This window comes from Aeromicrobium duanguangcaii (assembly GCF_024508295.1).
Classification (GTDB): Bacteria; Actinomycetota; Actinomycetes; order Propionibacteriales; family Nocardioidaceae; genus Aeromicrobium; species Aeromicrobium duanguangcaii.
In genome coordinates this window covers 2,806,366-2,824,450 of the sequence record NZ_CP101990.1, presented here as the reverse complement: position 1 = coordinate 2,824,450, position 18,085 = coordinate 2,806,366, and the positions used below count along the sequence as shown (strand labels likewise).

Annotated in this window: 17 protein-coding genes; 14 read left to right on the top strand and 3 right to left on the bottom strand. The window is 69.5% G+C overall.

What is annotated here, in order from left to right; genetic code table 11:
* Nucleotides 1-22: 22 nt before the first annotated feature.
* A complete protein-coding gene (locus tag NP095_RS13885) occupies nt 23-1,216 on the bottom strand; it encodes a sensor histidine kinase (RefSeq protein WP_232419102.1) in 1,194 nt (397 codons plus the stop codon).
* Nucleotides 1,217-1,412: 196 nt separating this feature from the next.
* On the opposite strand from NP095_RS13885, the gene dnaK reads away from it, so the two are divergent.
* From dnaK to NP095_RS13865, 4 genes are all read left to right on the top strand, one after another.
* A complete protein-coding gene (dnaK, locus tag NP095_RS13880) occupies nt 1,413-3,251 on the top strand; it encodes a molecular chaperone DnaK (RefSeq protein WP_232419103.1) in 1,839 nt (612 codons plus the stop codon).
* Nucleotides 3,248-3,826, top strand: coding sequence for a nucleotide exchange factor GrpE (locus tag NP095_RS13875; RefSeq protein WP_232419104.1), 579 nt, complete (start codon nt 3,248-3,250; stop codon nt 3,824-3,826). The genes dnaK and NP095_RS13875 overlap by 4 nt, the downstream gene beginning before the upstream one ends.
* A gap of 84 nt (nt 3,827-3,910) precedes the next feature.
* Entirely contained in the window at nt 3,911-5,041 is a 1,131-nt protein-coding gene (dnaJ, locus tag NP095_RS13870) for a molecular chaperone DnaJ (RefSeq protein ID WP_232419105.1), read from the top strand.
* Nucleotides 5,038-5,409, top strand: coding sequence for a heat shock protein transcriptional repressor HspR (locus tag NP095_RS13865; protein WP_283251807.1), 372 nt, complete (start codon nt 5,038-5,040; stop codon nt 5,407-5,409). Before dnaJ ends, NP095_RS13865 begins: the two co-directional genes overlap by 4 nt.
* 6 nt (nt 5,410-5,415) lie before the next feature.
* Here the strand turns inward: NP095_RS13865 and NP095_RS13860 are convergent, their stop codons facing one another.
* On the bottom strand, nt 5,416-6,063 hold the full coding sequence (locus NP095_RS13860) for a hypothetical protein (RefSeq protein ID WP_232419106.1): 648 nt from the start codon (nt 6,061-6,063) through the stop codon (nt 5,416-5,418).
* Nucleotides 6,064-6,116: 53 nt separating this feature from the next.
* Entirely contained in the window at nt 6,117-7,271 is a 1,155-nt protein-coding gene (locus tag NP095_RS13855; RefSeq protein ID WP_232419107.1) for an MFS transporter, read from the bottom strand.
* A 124-nt stretch (nt 7,272-7,395) separates the two neighbouring features.
* Here NP095_RS13855 and NP095_RS13850 point away from each other — a divergent pair, with 124 nt between their 5' ends.
* From NP095_RS13850 to NP095_RS13805, 10 genes are all read left to right on the top strand, one after another.
* Nucleotides 7,396-8,811 carry an amidase gene (locus NP095_RS13850; RefSeq protein ID WP_232419108.1) on the top strand — a complete coding sequence of 472 codons (1,416 nt, stop codon included), beginning with the start codon at nt 7,396-7,398 and terminating at the stop codon, nt 8,809-8,811.
* 109 nt (nt 8,812-8,920) lie between these two features.
* Nucleotides 8,921-10,174, top strand: a complete 1,254-nt coding sequence (locus NP095_RS13845) for an amino acid ABC transporter substrate-binding protein (RefSeq protein ID WP_232419109.1) — start codon at nt 8,921-8,923, stop codon at nt 10,172-10,174.
* A 46-nt stretch (nt 10,175-10,220) separates the two neighbouring features.
* Nucleotides 10,221-11,099 carry a branched-chain amino acid ABC transporter permease gene (locus NP095_RS13840; protein ID WP_232419110.1) on the top strand — a complete coding sequence of 293 codons (879 nt, stop codon included), beginning with the start codon at nt 10,221-10,223 and terminating at the stop codon, nt 11,097-11,099.
* Entirely contained in the window at nt 11,099-12,238 is a 1,140-nt protein-coding gene (locus NP095_RS13835; protein ID WP_232419111.1) for a branched-chain amino acid ABC transporter permease, read from the top strand. Before NP095_RS13840 ends, NP095_RS13835 begins: the two co-directional genes overlap by 1 nt.
* A complete protein-coding gene (locus NP095_RS13830) occupies nt 12,238-13,011 on the top strand; it encodes an ABC transporter ATP-binding protein (RefSeq protein WP_232419112.1) in 774 nt (257 codons plus the stop codon). Before NP095_RS13835 ends, NP095_RS13830 begins: the two co-directional genes overlap by 1 nt.
* A complete protein-coding gene (locus NP095_RS13825; RefSeq protein WP_232419113.1) occupies nt 12,992-13,774 on the top strand; it encodes an ABC transporter ATP-binding protein in 783 nt (260 codons plus the stop codon). The genes NP095_RS13830 and NP095_RS13825 overlap by 20 nt, the downstream gene beginning before the upstream one ends.
* 30 nt (nt 13,775-13,804) lie before the next feature.
* Entirely contained in the window at nt 13,805-15,235 is a 1,431-nt protein-coding gene (locus NP095_RS13820) for an MmgE/PrpD family protein (RefSeq protein ID WP_232419114.1), read from the top strand.
* Nucleotides 15,236-15,310: 75 nt separating this feature from the next.
* Nucleotides 15,311-16,084: a FadR/GntR family transcriptional regulator gene (locus NP095_RS13815; protein ID WP_232419115.1), complete on the top strand. Its 774-nt coding sequence runs from the start codon at nt 15,311-15,313 to the stop codon at nt 16,082-16,084.
* A gap of 201 nt (nt 16,085-16,285) precedes the next feature.
* Nucleotides 16,286-16,831 carry a MaoC family dehydratase gene (locus NP095_RS13810; RefSeq protein ID WP_232419116.1) on the top strand — a complete coding sequence of 182 codons (546 nt, stop codon included), beginning with the start codon at nt 16,286-16,288 and terminating at the stop codon, nt 16,829-16,831.
* Complete coding sequence (locus NP095_RS13805) at nt 16,828-18,084, top strand: CaiB/BaiF CoA transferase family protein (protein WP_232419117.1); 1,257 nt, start codon at nt 16,828-16,830, stop codon at nt 18,082-18,084. The genes NP095_RS13810 and NP095_RS13805 overlap by 4 nt, the downstream gene beginning before the upstream one ends.
* The last annotated feature ends 1 nt before the right edge of the window (nt 18,085 follow it).

The following is an 18,085-nucleotide window of genomic DNA, read 5'->3' as shown; positions in this document are numbered from 1 at the left end:
CCGGCCGCGGTGTACGGATCGCTCACGTCGGGATCCTCGCACGCACGGCCCAGCCGCCACCGGGGGCCGGCCCGACGTCCAGCGTGCCGTCGTGGACCTCGACCCGCTCACGCATGCCGAGCAGGCCGAGTCCACCGGAGCCAGCGGCCGAGGCGCCGTGGCCGTCGTCGACCACCTCGACCTCGAGGGCGCCCGGCAGGGTGCGCAGTCGCACCCTCGCGCGGGCGTTCGGACCGGCGTGCTTGCGGACGTTGGTGAGCGACTCCTGGACGAGCCGGAAGACGGTCAGTGCCACGCCGTCGGGGACCTCGGGCAGAGGGTCGGGCAGCTCGAGGTCGACGCGGTCGTCCGCCGTGACGAGCGAGGGGAGGTCGGCGAGCCCGGGCTGGGGTGCCAGCGCAGGATCCCCGGTGCCCCGCAGCAGGCCCAACAGCCGGCGCATCTCGGTGAGTCCCTCACGTCCGACCTTCGCCACGGTCTCGAGGGTGCGGACGGCCACGTCGGGGTCCTTGGCGGCGGCGTACCGGGCGCCGTCGGCCTGGACGATCATCACGGACAGGCCGTGGGCGACGACGTCGTGCATCTCCCGCGCGATCCGGGTGCGCTCCTGGGCGGCGGCCAGCACGGCCCGCTGCTCGGCCTCGACCGCGAGCTGGCGACCACGCTCGACGAGCCCGGCCTCGTAGGCGCGGCGGATACGTGCCTGCGAGCCCAGGGCCCAGGCCGCCAGGACGATCGCCGTGATCGACAGCAGGTACGGCAGGAGGTCCTCCAGCCCCATGTCGTAGTCGATGTACTCCTGGCCCGGCGGATAGGCGGCGAACTGGGCCGTCGTCCACACCCACGAGGCGACGACGGCACCGCACAGGCCCACGAACAGGCCGATGAGCGCGGAGCGGCCCGAGCCGTAGCGCGCCAGCGCGTACAGGGCGGCCGGGAATCCGACCTGGCCCCAGACCGGCATGTCGTACGTGGCGGCCTGCAGCACGCTGGCGCCCGCGACGACGGCGAACACCGCGACCGGGTGCCTGCGCCGCCAGAACAGGGGAACGGTCTGCGCCAACGACAGCAGGGCCGGATAGGGCGACTGCCCGACCAGGAGCGTCAGCGGGAACGTGGGCAGGACGAGGGCCGAGGCGAGCAGGAAGTCGAACCATCGAGCCGCCCGGGGGCCGAGGCGCCACGGGCTCCGGGACACGTCGACCTGCTCCTTCATGCGCCCGAGCCTAGGGGCCCCGGTCCGCCCCGTCGTCAGACCGTGGTCTGGTCCTGCGTGGGGCGGATGTGACGCACGTCATGACTCCGAGGGAATGTCTGGGCCTCGGACGAAGTTGATAACGTATGACTCAAGTTGTTTGACCCACAGTTTTCAAGGCATCCGAGCAAGACCGCGAAGCACCACAGGAGGAACCATGGCCCGTGCAGTAGGCATCGACCTGGGCACGACGAACTCCGTCGTCGCCGTACTCGAAGGTGGCGAGCCCACCGTCATCGCGAACGCCGAGGGCGCTCGCACCACCCCGTCCGTCGTCGCATTCGCGAAGGACGGCGAGGTCCTGACCGGCGAGGTCGCCAAGCGTCAGGGCGTCACGAACGTCGACCGCACGATCCGCTCCGTCAAGCGCTACATGGGCACTGACTGGACGACCGAGATCGACGGCAAGACCTTCAACCCCCAGCAGATCAGCGCGTTCGTGCTGCAGAAGCTCAAGCGAGACGCCGAGGCCTACCTGGGCGAGCCGGTCACCGACGCGGTCATCACCGTGCCGGCGTACTTCAACGACCACCAGCGCCAGGCCACCAAGGAGGCCGGCGAGATCGCGGGCCTGAACGTCAGCCGCATCATCAACGAGCCCACCGCGGCCGCCCTGGCCTACGGCCTGGACAAGGCCGACGACCAGACGATCCTCGTCTTCGACCTCGGTGGCGGCACGTTCGACGTGTCCCTGCTCGAGATCGGCGACGGCGTCATCGAGGTCAAGGCCACCAGCGGTGACAACCACCTCGGTGGTGACGACTGGGACAACGCGGTCGTCGACTGGCTGGTCAACAAGTTCAAGGCCCAGACCGGTGTCGACCTGACCAAGGACAAGATGGCCATGCCCCGCATCCGCGAGGCCGCCGAGCGCGCGAAGATCGAGCTGTCCAGCTCGTCCTCGACGTCGATCAACCTGCCCTACATCACGGTCGTCGACGGCAACCCCGTGTTCCTCGACGAGACGCTGACCCGCGCCGAGTTCGAGAAGATCACGGCCGACCTGCTCGAGCGCACCAAGGCGCCGTTCAACAACGTCATCCGTGACGCGGGCGTGACCGTCAAGGACATCGACCACGTCGTGCTGGTCGGCGGCTCGACCCGTATGCCGGCCGTCTCCGAGCTGGTCAAGAGCCTCACCGGCGGCAAGGAGCCCAACAAGGGCGTCAACCCCGACGAGGTCGTCGCGATCGGCGCCAGCCTGCAGGCCGGCGTGCTCAAGGGCGAGGTCAAGGACGTCCTGCTGCTCGACGTGACCCCGCTGTCGCTGGGCATCGAGACCAAGGGCGGCGTCATGACGAAGCTCATCGAGCGGAACACGACGATCCCGACCAAGCGGTCCGAGGTCTTCACGACCGCCGACGACAACCAGCCCTCCGTGGCGATCCAGGTGTACCAGGGCGAGCGCGAGATGGCCGCCGGCAACCAGCTGCTGGCCACCTTCGAGCTGACCGGCCTGCCGCCGGCGCCGCGCGGTGTGCCGCAGATCGAGGTCACGTTCGACATCGACGCCAACGGCATCGTGAACGTGTCCGCGAAGGACCGGGGCACCGGCAAGGAGCAGTCGATGACGATCACCGGCGGGTCCGCCCTGTCGAAGGACGACATCGACAAGATGGTCAAGGACGCCGAGCAGTACGCCGAGGAGGACCGCAAGCGCCGCGAGGCCGTCGAGGTCCGCAACCAGGCCGAGACGCTCGTCCACTCGACCGAGAAGTTCCTGGCCGAGAACGGCGACAAGGTCGGCGAGGACGTCAAGTCCGAGGTCCAGATCGACCTCGACGCCGTGAAGTCCTCGCTCGAGACGGACGACACGGACCTCGTCAAGGAGGCCATCGCGAAGCTGGGCGCCTCCAGCTCCAAGATGGGCGAGGCGATGTACGCCGCCGCGGCCGCCGATGCGCAGGCCACCGACGCCCCGACCGGCGACGCCCCCGCCGATGACGACGATGTCGTCGAGGCCGAGATCGTCGATGACGAGGGTGAGCAGAAGTGACCGAGCAGCCGTTCGACGAGGCGACCTCCCCCCAGGGGGAGGCGCCCGCCGGCGGCGAGCCGTCGGCGGAGGAGCCCACGGAGGTCGTGGAGCCTGAACCCCAGGGACCGAGCCTGCAGGACCAGCTGGCGGAGCGCACCGGCGATCTCCAGCGGGTGCAGGCGGAGTTCATCAACTACAAGCGCCGGGTCGAGGACGCTCGCGTCCAGGCGATCGAGACGGGCAAGCAGAAGGTCCTGACCGAGTTGCTGACCGTGCTCGACGACGTGTCCCGCGCGCAGGAGCACGGCGAGCTGACCGGCGGCTTCAAGGCCGTCGCCGACCAGCTGCGCAGCACGCTGGCGAAGTTCGGCCTGGAGCCGTTCGGCGAGACGGGCGAGCCCTTCGACCCGAACCTGCACGAGGCCGTGTTCCACGCCGGCGAGGACCCGAACGTCGCGGTCCAGAGCATCGCCCAGGTGATGCGCACGGGTTACCGTGTCGGCGATCGCGTGCTGCGGCCCGCGGTGGTCGGCGTGGTCGACCCGGGAGTCGCGGCCGAGGCCACCGAAGAGCCGGTGACGTCGGAGGAATGACGCATGGTCCGGTACGCCGCTCGTTCCTTCGGGAGCGGGCGGCGTACCGCGGCCCACGAGAACGAACGAGAGGAGGGGTGAACGATGAGCGCACCGACTGACTGGGCCACCAAGGACTTCTACAAGGTCCTGGGCGTCAAGAAGGACGCCTCGGCGGACGAGATCAAGAAGGCCTACCGCAAGCTGGCCCGCGACAACCACCCCGACTCCAACCCCGGCAATGCGCAGGCCGAGGAGCGGTTCAAGGCGATCTCCGAGGCCTACGGGGTCATCGGCAACGCCGAGAAGCGCAAGCAGTACGACGAGCAGCGCTCCCTGTTCGGGCAGTTCAAGGGCGGCTTCCCGCCCGGCGGCGCGGGCGGTCCCGGCGGTGCCACGTACGGCGGTGGAGTCGACTTCGACCTCAGCGATCTGCTGGGTGGGATCTTCGGCGGCGGCGGTGGACGCGGCGGCGGCGCAGGTCGTCGCCGGCAGGCCCAGCCGCGCCGGGGCGACGACCTCGAGACCGAGGCCACGATCAGCTTCCGTCAGGCCGTCGAGGGCGCGACCGTGCCCCTGCGGCTGACCAGTGACGAGGCGTGCTCGATCTGCCACGGCACGGGCGCCAAGCCCGGCACCGTACCGAAGGTGTGCAGCAACTGCCAGGGCAGCGGCATGCAGACCAGCGCCTCCGGTGGCGTGTTCGCCATGACCGAGCCGTGCTCGGTGTGCCGCGGGCGCGGCCTCATCGTCGAGCACCCGTGCGATCTGTGCGGTGGCTCCGGCCGCGCGCCGTCGAGCCGCACGATCAACGTCAAGATCCCGGCCGGCGTGAAGGACGGCCAGCGGATCAAGATCCGTGGCAAGGGCGCGAAGGGTGACGCGGGTGCGCCGGCGGGCGACCTGTTCCTGATCGTCCACGTCCAGGGCGACGAGCGCTTCGGTCGCAAGGGCGACGACCTGACCGTCACGGTGCCGCTGCCGTTCGACGACGCGGTGCTGGGCGGCGAGGTGTCGGCCCCGACGATCGACGGGCCCACCGTCACGCTCAAGGTTCCGGCGGGCACGCCGAACGGTCGCACCTTCCGGGCGCGTGGCAAGGGCGGCACCCGTCGCGACGGCTCGCGCGGTGACCTCCTGGTCACCGTCGAGGTCCAGGTGCCCTCGTCGACGTCGGACGAGATGCGCGCTGCGGTGGAGGCCTACCGAAAGGCGAGGACAGGAGCGACGTCATGAACGAGTTCGTCCCCCCGGGCCCCGAGGCCAAGGTGTTCGTGATCAGCGTCGCCGCCGAGCTCTCCGGCCTGCACCCGCAGACGCTGCGGACCTACGACCGGATCGGTCTGGTCGAGGCGGGCCGCACCTCCGGCGGCGGCCGGCGCTACTCGCTGCGCGACATCGAGCAGTTGCGCATGGTGGCCCAGCTCACGGCCGAGGGACTCGGCCTCGAAGGGGTCAAGCGCGTCATCGCGCTCGAGAATCAGGTGGTGGCGCTGCAGGCCAAGGTGGCCGAGCTCCAGGCCGAGCTGGTCCAGACCCGGACGCCGCGCAACCTCCCGGCGCTCTACGGAGAGACGCAGCTCGCTCGCTGGCGCCGGCGCTGACTTCGGTCAGTGGCCGGCGGGCGGCGGAGCGTCCCGTCGCCGGCTGAGCTTCTTGCGGCGGTCGATCTCGGCCGCCGTGAGGCCGATGGCCACGACGACGCCCAGCACGATCTTGAGCCAGCCCAGGTCCCAGTCCGGCCACCACGCGAAGAGCGGCGGGACCCAGCCGAACAGGTCAGGCACCCATCCGAACAGGTTCCAGTCGGGCAGGTCGATCTCGGGGTTGGGTACCCACGACCAGTCGATCGAGGGCCGGAACCGCGCCAGCAGCGCCGACAGCAGGGCGCCGAGGCCCAGCAGTCCGGCGCCCGAGCTGACGATGTGGCGGGCGGCGAACACGTAGGGGTGCGCCTCCTGCAGGTCGTACAGCCGGCGCTGCCGGCTGCCCTCGGGCGGCACGAAGCCGATCGTCGTGGGCAGTTCGCCGTCACCGGACTCGACGAGGGCCACCGTCCGCAGCTGTCCGCGCAGACCGCGCTCGACCCGGATCTTCTGGTGTCGCCCGGCGAGGCGGTCGAGCTCGAACTCGTGGTCGCCCCTGCGCCCGATCGTCGACTCGGCGACATCGGTCCCGTCCAGGGACACGCGGACCGTTCCGTCGTCGTCACGCACCGCGAACTCACGGCCGTGGTCTCGCAGCGTCCACTCGATCATCGGGATCCATCCTGCCGTCCCGTGGCCTTGGGCCGGCAGCGGCACACCGCCGCTCAGTGAGTCATGGGCCGGCGGATGAGGTCGGTGACGAAAATGCGGCGGGCCAGGAACAGCAGGCTCGCGGCGACGATCAGGCCGACCACGGCGGCCCACCAGGCCGTGTCATACCCCCGTGCCTCCACGAGCAGGCCGAAGGTCAGCGGGCCGACGGCCCCACCGATGAAGGCGCCGGTCTGGATCGCTCCGGACGCGCGGCCGGGACTGTCGCGGGCGACCCTCACGACGGCGAACAACAGAAGGCCGGGCCAGGACCACCCGAGTCCGAAGGCGAGGAAGGCGCCCACGATCAGGGGTGCAGGTGCCCCGGTGGAGATCAGTGCGATGCCCACCGCGCCCGCGATCAGATGCACGCTGACGACGGGCAGGTTCCGCCCGCGACGGCGATCGGCGGCGATCCCGGCCAGGACCCGTCCCGCGATGGACGTGGCACTCGCCGCCGCCACGAGCAGGCCCGCCCGGCCGGGCTCCCAGCCGTTCTCGTGGCACCACGCGGGCAGGAAGGCGCCGAGCGAGTTCACGGCTGAGCTGGCCAGTGCCATGGTCACCGTCGTCAGGATCAGCGCACCCGTCGGGGGCGCCTCGCGCGCGGCGGGTCGCGCCGTGGACGCCGAGCTGCGCGCCGGAGTCAGCCGCAGGCCCACGCCTGCCGTGATCACCGCGAGGAAGGCCGCGATCATGAACGGCGCCCGCCAGCCGAGCTCGTGGCCCACGGTCGGCACGGCGAGACCGCCGATGAGGATCGCCGCGGGGATCGCGGACTGCTTCATCCCGAAGGCCAGCCCCTGGCTCGACGCCGGGATGGAGTGAGCGAGCGAAAGGTTCGAGGTGGTCTGGAGCGCCGCGTTGGCCACCCCGCCGACGATCACCCAAGCCACGAGCTGGCCGTATGAGGACGCGAAGAACGCGATGCCCAGACAGCTGACGACACTGAGCGTCGCGGACGCCACCGTGCTGATCCGGCCGCCGAGTCGTTCGGCCAGCACTCCGGTGCCGAAGGACGAGACAGCGGCGGCCGCGAAGAAGATGCTCGCGGCCAGGCCCAGCCGGGCGGCGCCGAAGTGCAGGTCGGCGCTCACGAAGGCCACCTGGGCCGTCAGCAGGAAGACCGGGAGGGCTCCCACGGTGGTCATCGCGCTGGCGGTGAGCATCGTCCGCATCATGCGAAACCCCCGAATCCGGCTGCCCTTGACAGCGCGAAGTAAACATCAGACATTTATCGGAACGTAGTGCATCGTAACGCACATCACATTCGATCCGAAGGAATGATGTCCGATGACCCACGCAGCCGACGACGGGGCCGTGACGAGCGTCGAGGCGGTGCGCCGGGCGATCGAGGCGACCGAGCGACACGACCCGACTCTGTGTGCCGTCATCACGCGGCTGGACGACGAGGCTCTGGCTCAGGCCGCCCGGTGCGACGAGGCAGCCGGTCGCGGCGAGTCCCTGGGGGCGCTGCACGGCTGGACCGTCGCGATCAAAGACAACATCGACACCGCGGGGATCCGGACGACGTCCGGCTCGCGGTTCTTCGCCGATCACGTGCCGACGGCCGACGCGTTCGTCGTCGAGCGGCTCAAGGAGGCCGGGGCAGTGATGACGTCCAAGGTCAACCTGGCGGAGTTCGCACTGGGCGCCACGACCGACAACGACCACTACGGCACGTGCCGCAATGCCTGGGACCCCGCCCGGATTCCGGGGGGATCCAGCGGAGGCTCGGCGGTCGCGGTGGCTGCCGGCATGGCGCGGGTGAGCCTCGGGACGGACACCGGGGGATCGGTGCGGCTGCCGGCCGCCGTCAATGGTCTGGTGGGAATGCGTCCGACGCTGGGCCGGATCTCGAACCGCGGTGTGACGCCCGTCAGCGGTGTCTTCGACACGGTGGGACCGGTGGCTCGCACGGCGGCCGAGGTGGCTGCAGTGATGGAGGCGATTGACGGGTACGACCGGCACGATCCGACGTCGGTCGAGCGCGAGCGGCGGTCGATGATCGCCGATCTGAACCTGCCGCTGGAGGGTCTCAGGGTCGGTGTCGCCGGCGGTTTCTTCCGCGAGGACGTCGACCCTGACGTCGATCGCGCCCTCGAGGAGTTCGTCCGGGTCCTGACGGACCTGGGTGCCACGGCGATGACCGTGGACCTTCCGGGGGCAGAGGAGGCACAGCGCCGCATGTTCGACATCCTCTATCCCGACGCCGCCGCCTTCCATGCCGAGCGGATGCGGACACAGCCGGAGCTCTACGGCAGCCAGGTGCTGGACCGGCTGCGGCTGGGCGAGGGGGTGGATGCCCGCACGATGTCTGCCGCCCAGACCTGGCGGCGCGCGTGGCAACGCCGGGTCGAGAACGTCCTGGACGGGGTCGACGTCATCGTGACCCCGGCGATGCCCACCGACGTCCCGCGGATCGGCGTACGCGGGATGATCGCCACGACGCACGACATCACCCGGTTCACCTATCCGTGGGCGATGTTCTCGGGGCCCTCGCTGGCCGTGCCGTGTGGCTTCGACGAGGTGTCCGGCATGCCGATCGCGGCGCACCTGACAGCCCGTCCGTGGCACGACCACACCGTCCTTCGCGTCGCGCACCAGTACCAGCAGGTGACGTCCGTGCACCTGGCCCGGCCGGGCTGGATGCCCGCCGACGGCGCCCCGGGCGCGGTCGAAAAAAGTTCGGCACGGGGTCTTGCGTGACAAATGTCAGACGTTTAGTGTGGCGGACATCACGTTCGTGAGACCAGCGGACGAGAACCCCGTCACGCCAGGGGAGGGCCCCCGGCGGCAGCCAAGGAAAGGTGCAGTCATGAACCGGATCTCACTGGGAGCGGCCGGAGTGCTTCTCGCCACGAGTCTCACGGCCTGCATGCCCAGCTCGGACTCGGGCTCGGACTCCGGTGACGACTCCGGACCGATCAAGCTCGGCGCCGCCGTTTCGCAGTCGGGGGCATACGCCGTGGAGGGCAAGTCCACCAAGGAGGGCTACGAGCTCTGGGCGAAGGCGGTCAACGACGCCGGCGGCATCGACGTGGACGGCACGAAGCGCAAGGTCGAGGTCGTCTACTACGACGACCAGTCCAAGCCCGAGACGGCCATCAAGCTGACACAGCGCCTGATCAGCGAGGACAAGGTCGACTTCCTGCTCGGCCCGTACTCCTCGGGGATGACGATCGCGACGTCCGCCATCGCGGCGCAGTACAAGAAGATCATGTTCGCCGGCGGCGCCGCCGCCAGCTCGGTCTTCGAGCAGGACAACGAGTACGTGTTCAGTCCGCTGGCGCTCACGAGCGAGTACACGGTCTCGGGTCTGGATGCGCTCAAGGCGGCCGGCGCCAAGTCGGTGGGCATCCTGCACTCCGACGACGCGCCGATGACCGACGTCAAGGACGCGACCGTCGCCCACGCCAAGAAGATCGGGCTGAAGGTCACGTCGACCCAGGCCGTGCCCGTGGACGCCACCGACATCAAGGGCGCCCTCGGCCAGTTGGAGGCTTCCGACCCCGACGTCCTGGTCGAGGCGGGCACCTCGGTCCTGGGCATCTTGACGATGAGGACCCTGCGCACGCTGGGCTGGGCGCCGGAGGTGCTCATGATCCAGGCGCCGACGGAGCAGCAGTTCGTCGAGGAGCTCGGCGTGAAGAACACCCGTGGAGTGCTCGCCCCGACGCAGTGGGTCGGCTCGGCGGCCTTCGAGGGCGAGGACGTCTTCGGCACGGCCAAGGCCTACCGCGATCTCTACGTCGACACCTACGGCCACGAGCCGTCGTACCTGCCGGCCAGCGCGTCGGCGGCGGCACTGGCGCTCCAGCTCGCCATCGAGAAGGCCGGGTCGACCGACACGGAGGACGTCCGCAAGGCGCTCGTCGACCTCGAGGTGGACACCTTCTACGGGCCGATCAACTTCACCGAGCCGGGCCACGACAGCGGCCTCACCGGCGCGAACATCGACCGCAAGATGCTGACGATCCAGCTCGACGCCAAGGGCAAGCAGGTCGTGGTCGCCCCGGCCGAGGCCGCCACGACGAAGGTCGTCCCCTTCGAGCCGTGGAGCAAGCGGTGACCGGAACCCGCGCTGACCGGGCCCACCCGACCGGAGGAACGCACCCATGAACATCCTGCTCCAGGCCATCGCCGACGGGCTCATCCTGGGCGGCTTCTACGCCCTGATGGCCCAAGGCCTGTCCCTGATCTTCGGCATCATGCGCATCGTCAACCTGGCGCACGGTGAGCTGCTCATCGTGGGCGCCTACCTGGCCTGGGCCCTGCAGTCCAACCTGGGGATCGGCGTCCTGTGGGGCCTGCCGATCATCGCCCTGGTCGGCTTCGGCGGTGGATGGCTGCTGTCGCGGACGTTGATCCTGCGCGTCGTCGACCGGCCCCAGCTGATGCCACTGCTGCTGACCTTCGGACTGGCCTCGGTGGTGCAGGGACTGCTCGTGTGGTCCTTCGCGACGACGCCGCGCATCACGACCGCCTCGTACTCCGGCTCGGTGGTGGACGTGTTCGGCATCCGGGTCTCGATGGCTCAGTTCGTGATGCTGGTGCTGAGCCTGGTGCTGCTGGGAGCGCTGACCGTGTTCCTGCAGCGCACCAAGATGGGCCGGGCGATGACCGCAGCAGCCCAGAACCGCGAGGCTGCACGCATCGTGGGCATCGACATCGGCCGCATCTACAGTGCCGCCTTCGGGCTCGGCATCGCGATCGTGTTCGTGGCGGGCGCGCTGTTCAGCGTCACGCAGGCGTTCCACCCCTTCATGGGCGCGGTCCTGACCCTCAAGGCCTTCGTGATCGTGGTCCTGGGCGGCGCCGGCCGCGTGGGCGGCACGCTCATGGCGGCGATGGTGGTCGGCCTGGCCGAGGCGTTCGTGAGTGCGTACGTCCCGGGGATCGGCACCGGCCTCGGAGCCGCGACCGCGTTCATCCTCGTGGTCCTTGTCCTGGCGATCCGCCCCGAGGGCATCTCGCGAGCCAAGGCGGTGGCGTGATGACCGGCGTCCCGACCGTCCGCGGCGGTGAAGACACCCCGACCAGCAAGGAGCGAGGAAGTGCCATGCTGAGCAGCGAGCAGACCAGTTCGGCCCCGGCCGACACGTCGGTGAACACCGGCTCGAAGCGTCCCTCCCGGCGTCCGCGCCGCAAGCAGATCGTGGTGCTGGGGATCGCCGTCGCCCTGTTCGCGGGGCTCTACGCCTACCCGTTCACCGGTGCGAACGACAGCATCGTGCTGACGATGAGCACGATCTTCATGTGGATCATCCTCAGCACGAGCTGGAACCTGATCTCGGGGTTCGCCGGCTATGTCGACTTCGGCCACGCCGTGCACTTCGGCATCGGCGGCTACGTCGCCGGCATCCTCATGGTCAAGCAGGACCTGGGGTTCCTGGCGACATTGCCCGTCGTGGTGCTCGTGTGCGGACTGTTCGCGGCGGTGATCGGGTATCCGCTGCTGCGACTGCGTGGCGTCTACTTCTCGATCGCCATGCTGGGTGCGTTCCTGGCAATCCGTGAGATCGCGCTGATCGCGACCCCGCTGACCGGCGGCGCGCGCGGACTGGTGCTGCCGCCGATGGTCAACCGCGTCTGGTTCTACTACGTCTTCCTCGTGGGCGCGGCGATCATGGTCGCGGCGGCCTTCTGGATCCGCCGCTCCCAGTACGGCGGGGCACTGCTGGCGATCCGCGACGACGAGGACGGCGCGGAGGCTCGCGGCATCAGCACCACCGCGCTCAAGCTGTTCACCTTCGTGCTGGCCGCGTGCATCACCGGGACGGTGGGCGCGTTCTGGGCGTACCAGGCGACCTTCATCGACCCGGAGATCATGTTCCGCGACGACTTCCTGATCGCGGTCGCCCTGATGGCCACCCTCGGCGGCCTCGGCACGGCCTGGGGTCCGCCGGTCGGCGCGGTCATCTACCTGGTGATCCAGGACTACGTGTGGGCCAACGACACCAGCAACTCGTTCCTCGTGGTCTTCGGAGCCCTGCTGATCGTCCTGGTCCTGGTGATGCCCGAGGGCATCGCCGGCACGGTCGAGCGCGGTGACAGGACGGTCCTGGGTCGCAAGATCCAGCAGTTCAAGGCGCGTCGGACGCGCGACGAATCGACGACGGAAGGGGCACGCTGATGGCGACACCGGTGATCCAAGGGAGCGGGACGACGACGGCCCTGCTGACCGCGACCGGAATCGAGAAGCGCTTCGGCGGGGTGCGCGCCCTGCAGGACGTGGACTTCCGGGTCGAACCCGGCGAGATCGTGGGACTGGTCGGGCCGAACGGCTCGGGCAAGTCCACCCTGTTGGCATGCCTGTCGCGGGCGCACGACGTCGACGCGGGCACGATCCGCTTCGACGACCGGGACATCACGCGCACCCGCGCCAAGGTGATGGCCCGACGTGGCATGACGCGCACGTTCCAGAACGTCAAGGTGTTCCCCGAGCTGACGGTCCGCGAGAACGCGCTGCTGGCCCGGCAATGGGACGGTGTGAAGCCCTGGCAGCTGCTGGCCGCCGCGGACCCCGCGACAGGCGAGCGCGTCGACCACCTTCTGGAGCTCACCGAGATGACACGGCTGGCCGGAGAGTTCGCCGGCAACCTGTCCGGTGGACAGAAGCGCCTGTTGGAGCTGGTCATGGCGCTGGTCTCGAAGCCACGTCTGGTCCTGCTCGACGAGGCCTCGTCCGGGGTCAACCCGACGCTCATCGAGTCGCTCAAGGGTTACATCCGCCTGCTGCACGAGCAGGAGGGCGTCTCCTTCGTCATCGTCGAGCACAACATCGGCTTCATCTTCTCGCTGGCCAGCCGCATCGTCGTGCTGGACGGCGGCCGGGTCCTGGCCGATGGGAGCCCGGACGACATTCGCCACAATCAGGAGGTCATCGATGCCTACCTTGGAGCATGAAGCGCCCCGCAACCTGTCCCCGGGGGCCGTGCGTCCCGACGAGGGGCAGCCGCCGATGCTCCGCCTGGACTCGGTGACGGCCGGGTACGGCGGGTTCAACATCCTGCACGGCGTCAGCCTCGAGGTCCGTCGATCCGAGATCGTCTCGGTCCTGGGCCCCAACGGTTCGGGCAAGTCGACCGTCTTCAAGGCCGTCTACGGGTTGATCCCGGTGCGGTCCGGCGAGGTGCGGCTGGGCGACGCCGACATCTCGAAGTCTGGCCCCCAGGAGTTGCTGCGCGACGGCGTCGCCATGGTGCCGCAGCTCTCGACGGTCTTCCCCGAGATGAGCGTTCGCGACAACCTCGAGCTCGGCATGTACCTGGTGCGGGACCGCAAGCTGGTGAAGCAGCGAGTCGATGACGTGTTCGACCTGTTCCCGCGGTTGTCGGAGCGACGGAACCAGCACGCCGGACTGCTCTCGGGTGGCGAGCGCCGCGCCCTGGAGATCGGTCGCTCGCTCATGCTTGATCCGAAGCTGGTGCTGATGGACGAGCCTTCGGTCGGCCTGTCGCCGATCCTGGTGAAAGAGGTCTTCGAGCAGTTGCGCGAGCTGCGCGACAACGCCGGCATCACCTTCCTGCTCATCGAGCAGAACGCCCGCTCGGCCCTGTCGATGTCCGACTGGGGCTACGTCATCGAGCGTGGGCGCGTCACCTTCAGCGGCACCGGCCAGGACTTGTTGGGCGACGAGGAGGTCCGCCGGGCCTTCCTCGGCGACTGACCCACACGAACTCACGAGAAGAGGACCCACATGTCGATCGACACCCATGAGCCCGCCGTCAGCGGAGGACTCGACGCCGACGCGCCGATCTCGAGCCGGATCGGGCACTTCGCGCACTCGTTGACCTTCGAGGACATCCCGGCCGACGTGGTCGAGGCGGCCAAGCTTCTCGTCCTGGACTCGATTGGCATCGCGTTCGCCTCGGGTACGTTCGACTTCGCCGCCCAGGCGCGGGCCGCCGTGGACGAGCTGTCCGAGGGCGAGTCCGGCCCCGCCACGGTGATCGGGGCGGCGCAGGGCCATTCGCTGCGGGACGCGGTGTTGCTGAACGGCCTGCTCGTACACGGGCTCGACTTCGACGACACCCATCCCGAGGGCGTCATCCACGCCTCGGCCAGTGCTCTGCCGACCGCGCTAGGCCTGACCGAGCGGCTGCACCTGTCGGGTCGGGACCTGCTCACCGCGTACATCGCGGGGCTCGAGGTGGACGCCCGGCTCGGCATGGCCGCACGGGGTGGCTTCCACCAGGTGGGCTTCCACCCGACCGGCCTAATCGGCGCCTTCGGCGCCGCCGTGGTGGCCGGCAGGCTGCGGGGGCTCTCGGCCGAGCAGATCGCCCAGGCGCAGGGGTTCGTGGGCAGTCTCGCCTCGGGCTCGCTGGAGTTCCTGGAGACGGGCGCCTGGACCAAGCGCGTCCACCCCGGCTGGGCCGGCGTCGCCGGTCTCACGGCCGCGAGCTTCGCCCGCCAGGGCTTCGTCAGCCCGCCGCGGATCTACGAGGGCCGGTTTGGCCTCTACGCCAGTCACCTCGGCACGGCCGACCCCGACGACCTGGTCGAGTGCACGCGAGACCTCGGGCAGACCTGGGAGACCACCCGGGTCGCCGTCAAGCCGTTCCCTGCGTGCCACTTCACGCATGCCTTCGCCGACGCGGTCATCGCGTTGCGTACCGAGCACGGCCTCACGGCGCAGGACGTCGAGTCGATCCACTGCCTCATCGCGGAGGGCGAGATCAAGACGGTCTGCGAGCCGATCGAGAACAAGCGCGCGCCCCAGTCGGCGTACGACGCCCAGTTCTCCGTGCCCTACGTCACCGCGGCCGCCCTGGTCACGGGCGACTTCACGCTGCGCGAGCTGGAGCCGCAGGCACTCGCGGACCCCGAGGTGCTGGCGCTGGCGCAGAAGGTCACCTACGAGGTTGATCCGAAGAGCGGGTTCCCGGCCCTGTTCTCCGGCGAGGTCATCATCCGGACCACCGACGGCCGCGAGCTGCGTCACCGCGAGCAGGTCAACCGCGGCGCCGACTCCCGGCCGCTCTCGCGCGCGGACATCGAGGCCAAGTTCGCCGTGACGGCGGGGCTCGGATGCGCTCCGGGGCAGGCGGAGCAGATCGCGGCGGCCGTGGACGCACTCGACACGGCGACCGATGTGGCGGATCTGGCTGCCCTGCTGCGAGCCTGAGGGGGAACGGCGGCCCACAGGAGATGATGGGGCCGACCGTTGACGCTCTCGGGGCACGATCTAGGAGACCTGACCATGAGTGACGCACGCGAGGTGGAGGATGTGGCCGTGACTCCACGCACGTCCGGCGCGGGGTTGCCGGTGCAGAAGGTCCTGCCTGCGTACCAGCAGGTGGCGAACCAGCTTCGCACGTTGATCCTGCAGGGCGACCTCGCGCCGGGGGACCGGCTGCCCAATGAGGCGGAGCTGTCGGTCCGCTTCGGGGTCAGCCGCAGCACCGTCCGCGAGGCGTTGCGTGTGTTGGCCTCGAGGGATCTGGTCGAGACGTCGCGCGGGGTGAACGGCGGCACCTTCGTCGCGCGCATCCAGGCCTCGAAGGTGCGCGACTACCTCGAGACGAGCCTGGGGCTCATGACGGGAGCCCACGACGTCTCGGCACGCGAGATGCTGGAGGCCCGCGAGGTCCTCGAGGTCCCGGCCGCTCGGCTCGCCGCCGCGCACGCCCGTGACTCCGACATCGAGGCCCTGCGGCGCTCGGTCGAGCGGGAGAAGGGCAGCACCGGCAGGGAGCGCAAGTTCGAGGAGCACCGGACGTTCCACCTGCTGGTCGTCGACGCTGCTCGTAACCAGTTGCTCTCGGTGATGAACGAGCCGGTGTTCGTCGTCCTGCGGGCGCGGTTCCTGCGTCCCGACATCGAGCCCGAGTTCTGGGCGAAGGTCGACGACGACCACGAGGAGATCCTCGAGCGGATTGCCGCTGGCGACGCGGCCGGAGCGGGCACCGCGATGCGTGAGCACCTGCGGCGGCTGCGGCCGGCGTATGAGGGCACGACCGAGGAGATGCCCTAAGGGTAAAAGTCAGACATTTTGGCCACGGGCTCCCTCTGTGCTGCGGAGGGAGCCCGCTGTCGCGCGCCCGGAAGGCGGGATCAGTTGACACTGCGACCCGCGAAGGTGGTGACTCCGGTCACAAAAACCGCCCTCAGAGGGTTGACCCGGTAAATGTCTGAGGTTTACTCTCGGGGAGTGATTTCCCCTGAAGGAGGACCGATGAACGTGCGAACGGGCTGGACCGGCCGGTTCTTCGAAGACTTCGCGGTCGGCGACATCTACCAGCACCCACTGGGCCGCACCGTCAGCGAGACGGACAACGCCTGGTTCGCGCTGTTGACGATGAACACCAACCAGATGCACTTCAACGACCAGTACGCCGAGCGGTCGGAGTTCAAGAAGCCCATCGTCGTGTCGACGTTGACCGTCGCGATCGCTGTCGGTCAGAGCGTGACGGACCTGACGCAGAACGCGTTCGCCAACCTCGGGTGGGACGACATCAAGATGACGCACCCGGTCTTCGCGGGCGACACCCTGTGGAGCGAGTCGCTCGTGCTCGAGAAGCGCGAGTCGGCGAGCCGGCCCCACGCCGGGATCGTCTCGGTCCGTACGCGCACCCTGAACCAGGACGGCGTCGAGGTGTGCTCCTTCATCCGGACCTTCTACGTCTACAAGCAGGGCGCGGCCCAGCTGGAGGACATCTTCCCGACCGGTCCACAGTGGCCCGCGGTGCCCGGTCTCGAGCCCGAGGCAGGCGCGTCGTGAAGCCCCTCGAGGACGTCCGCATCATCGCGGTCGAGCAGTACGGCGCCGGCCCGTTCGGGAGCCTGCACCTGGCCGACCTGGGCGCCGAGGTCATCAAGATCGAGGACCCGCGCGTGGGCGGCGACGTCGGCCGCTACGTGCCGCCCTACGGCGAGGACGAGGACTCGCTGTTCTTCGAGAGCTTCAACCGCAACAAGAAGAGCCTCTCGCTGGACCTCTCGACGCCGGCCGGACGCGAGGTGTTCGAGCGGCTCGTCGCGAACGCCGACGTCGTTTACTCGAACCTGCGCGGCGACGTGCCGGCGAAGATCGGGATCACGTACGACGACCTCAAGCACCTCAACCCGGCGATCGTCTGCTGCTCCCTGACCGGGTTCGGCATGACGGGTCCGCGCCAGAAGCAGCCCGGCTACGACTACGTGCTGCAGGGCCTCGCCGGCTGGATGGATCTGACCGGAGAGCCCGACGGCCCGCCGACCAAGTCGGGTCTGTCGCTCGTGGACTACTCCGGTGGCCTCGTCGCCGCGATCGCCCTGCTGGCGGGCCTGCACGCGGCCCGCCGCGACGGGATCGGGATGGACTGCGACGTCAGCCTGTACGACACCGCGATGGGCATGCTGACCTATCCGGCCACGTGGCACCTCAATGAGGGCTTCACTCCCGAGCGCACGCGCCACTCGGCGCACCCCTCGCTCGTCCCATTCCAGGCCTTCGAGTCCGCGGACGGCTGGCTCGTCGTCGGCTGTGCCAAGGAGAAGTTCTGGACGCGACTGGTCGAGGTGTTCGGCTCGCCGGGATGGGCCCAGGACGACCGCTTCGCCGACTTCGCGTCACGCAACCAGCACAAGGACGTGCTGCTGCCCATGCTGGAGAAGGAGTTCATGACCCGCACCAGTGCGGAGTGGCTCGCGATGCTCGAGCCCGCCGGCATTCCGTGTGCGCCGATCAACGACGTTGCCAGTGCGTTGCAGGACGAGCACACCACCGCGCGCGGACTGGTGGTCGAGACGGAGCACCCGCGGTTCGGCACCGTCCAGCAGGTGGCCTCCCCGGTCCGGGTCGGCAGCCAGAAGCCCGAATACCGCCGCGCGCCTCTGCGCAACGAACACTTCGAACAGGTCGTCACCGAGGTCGCCGGGCTCGGGCCCGATGAGATCGAACGCCTGCGCGCCGACGGCGCCTTCGGCGACGTGCCCGCGGCGGAAAGGGCCGGACACCCCGACGTCTTCGAGGCCGAGGCCGCAACCAAGTAAA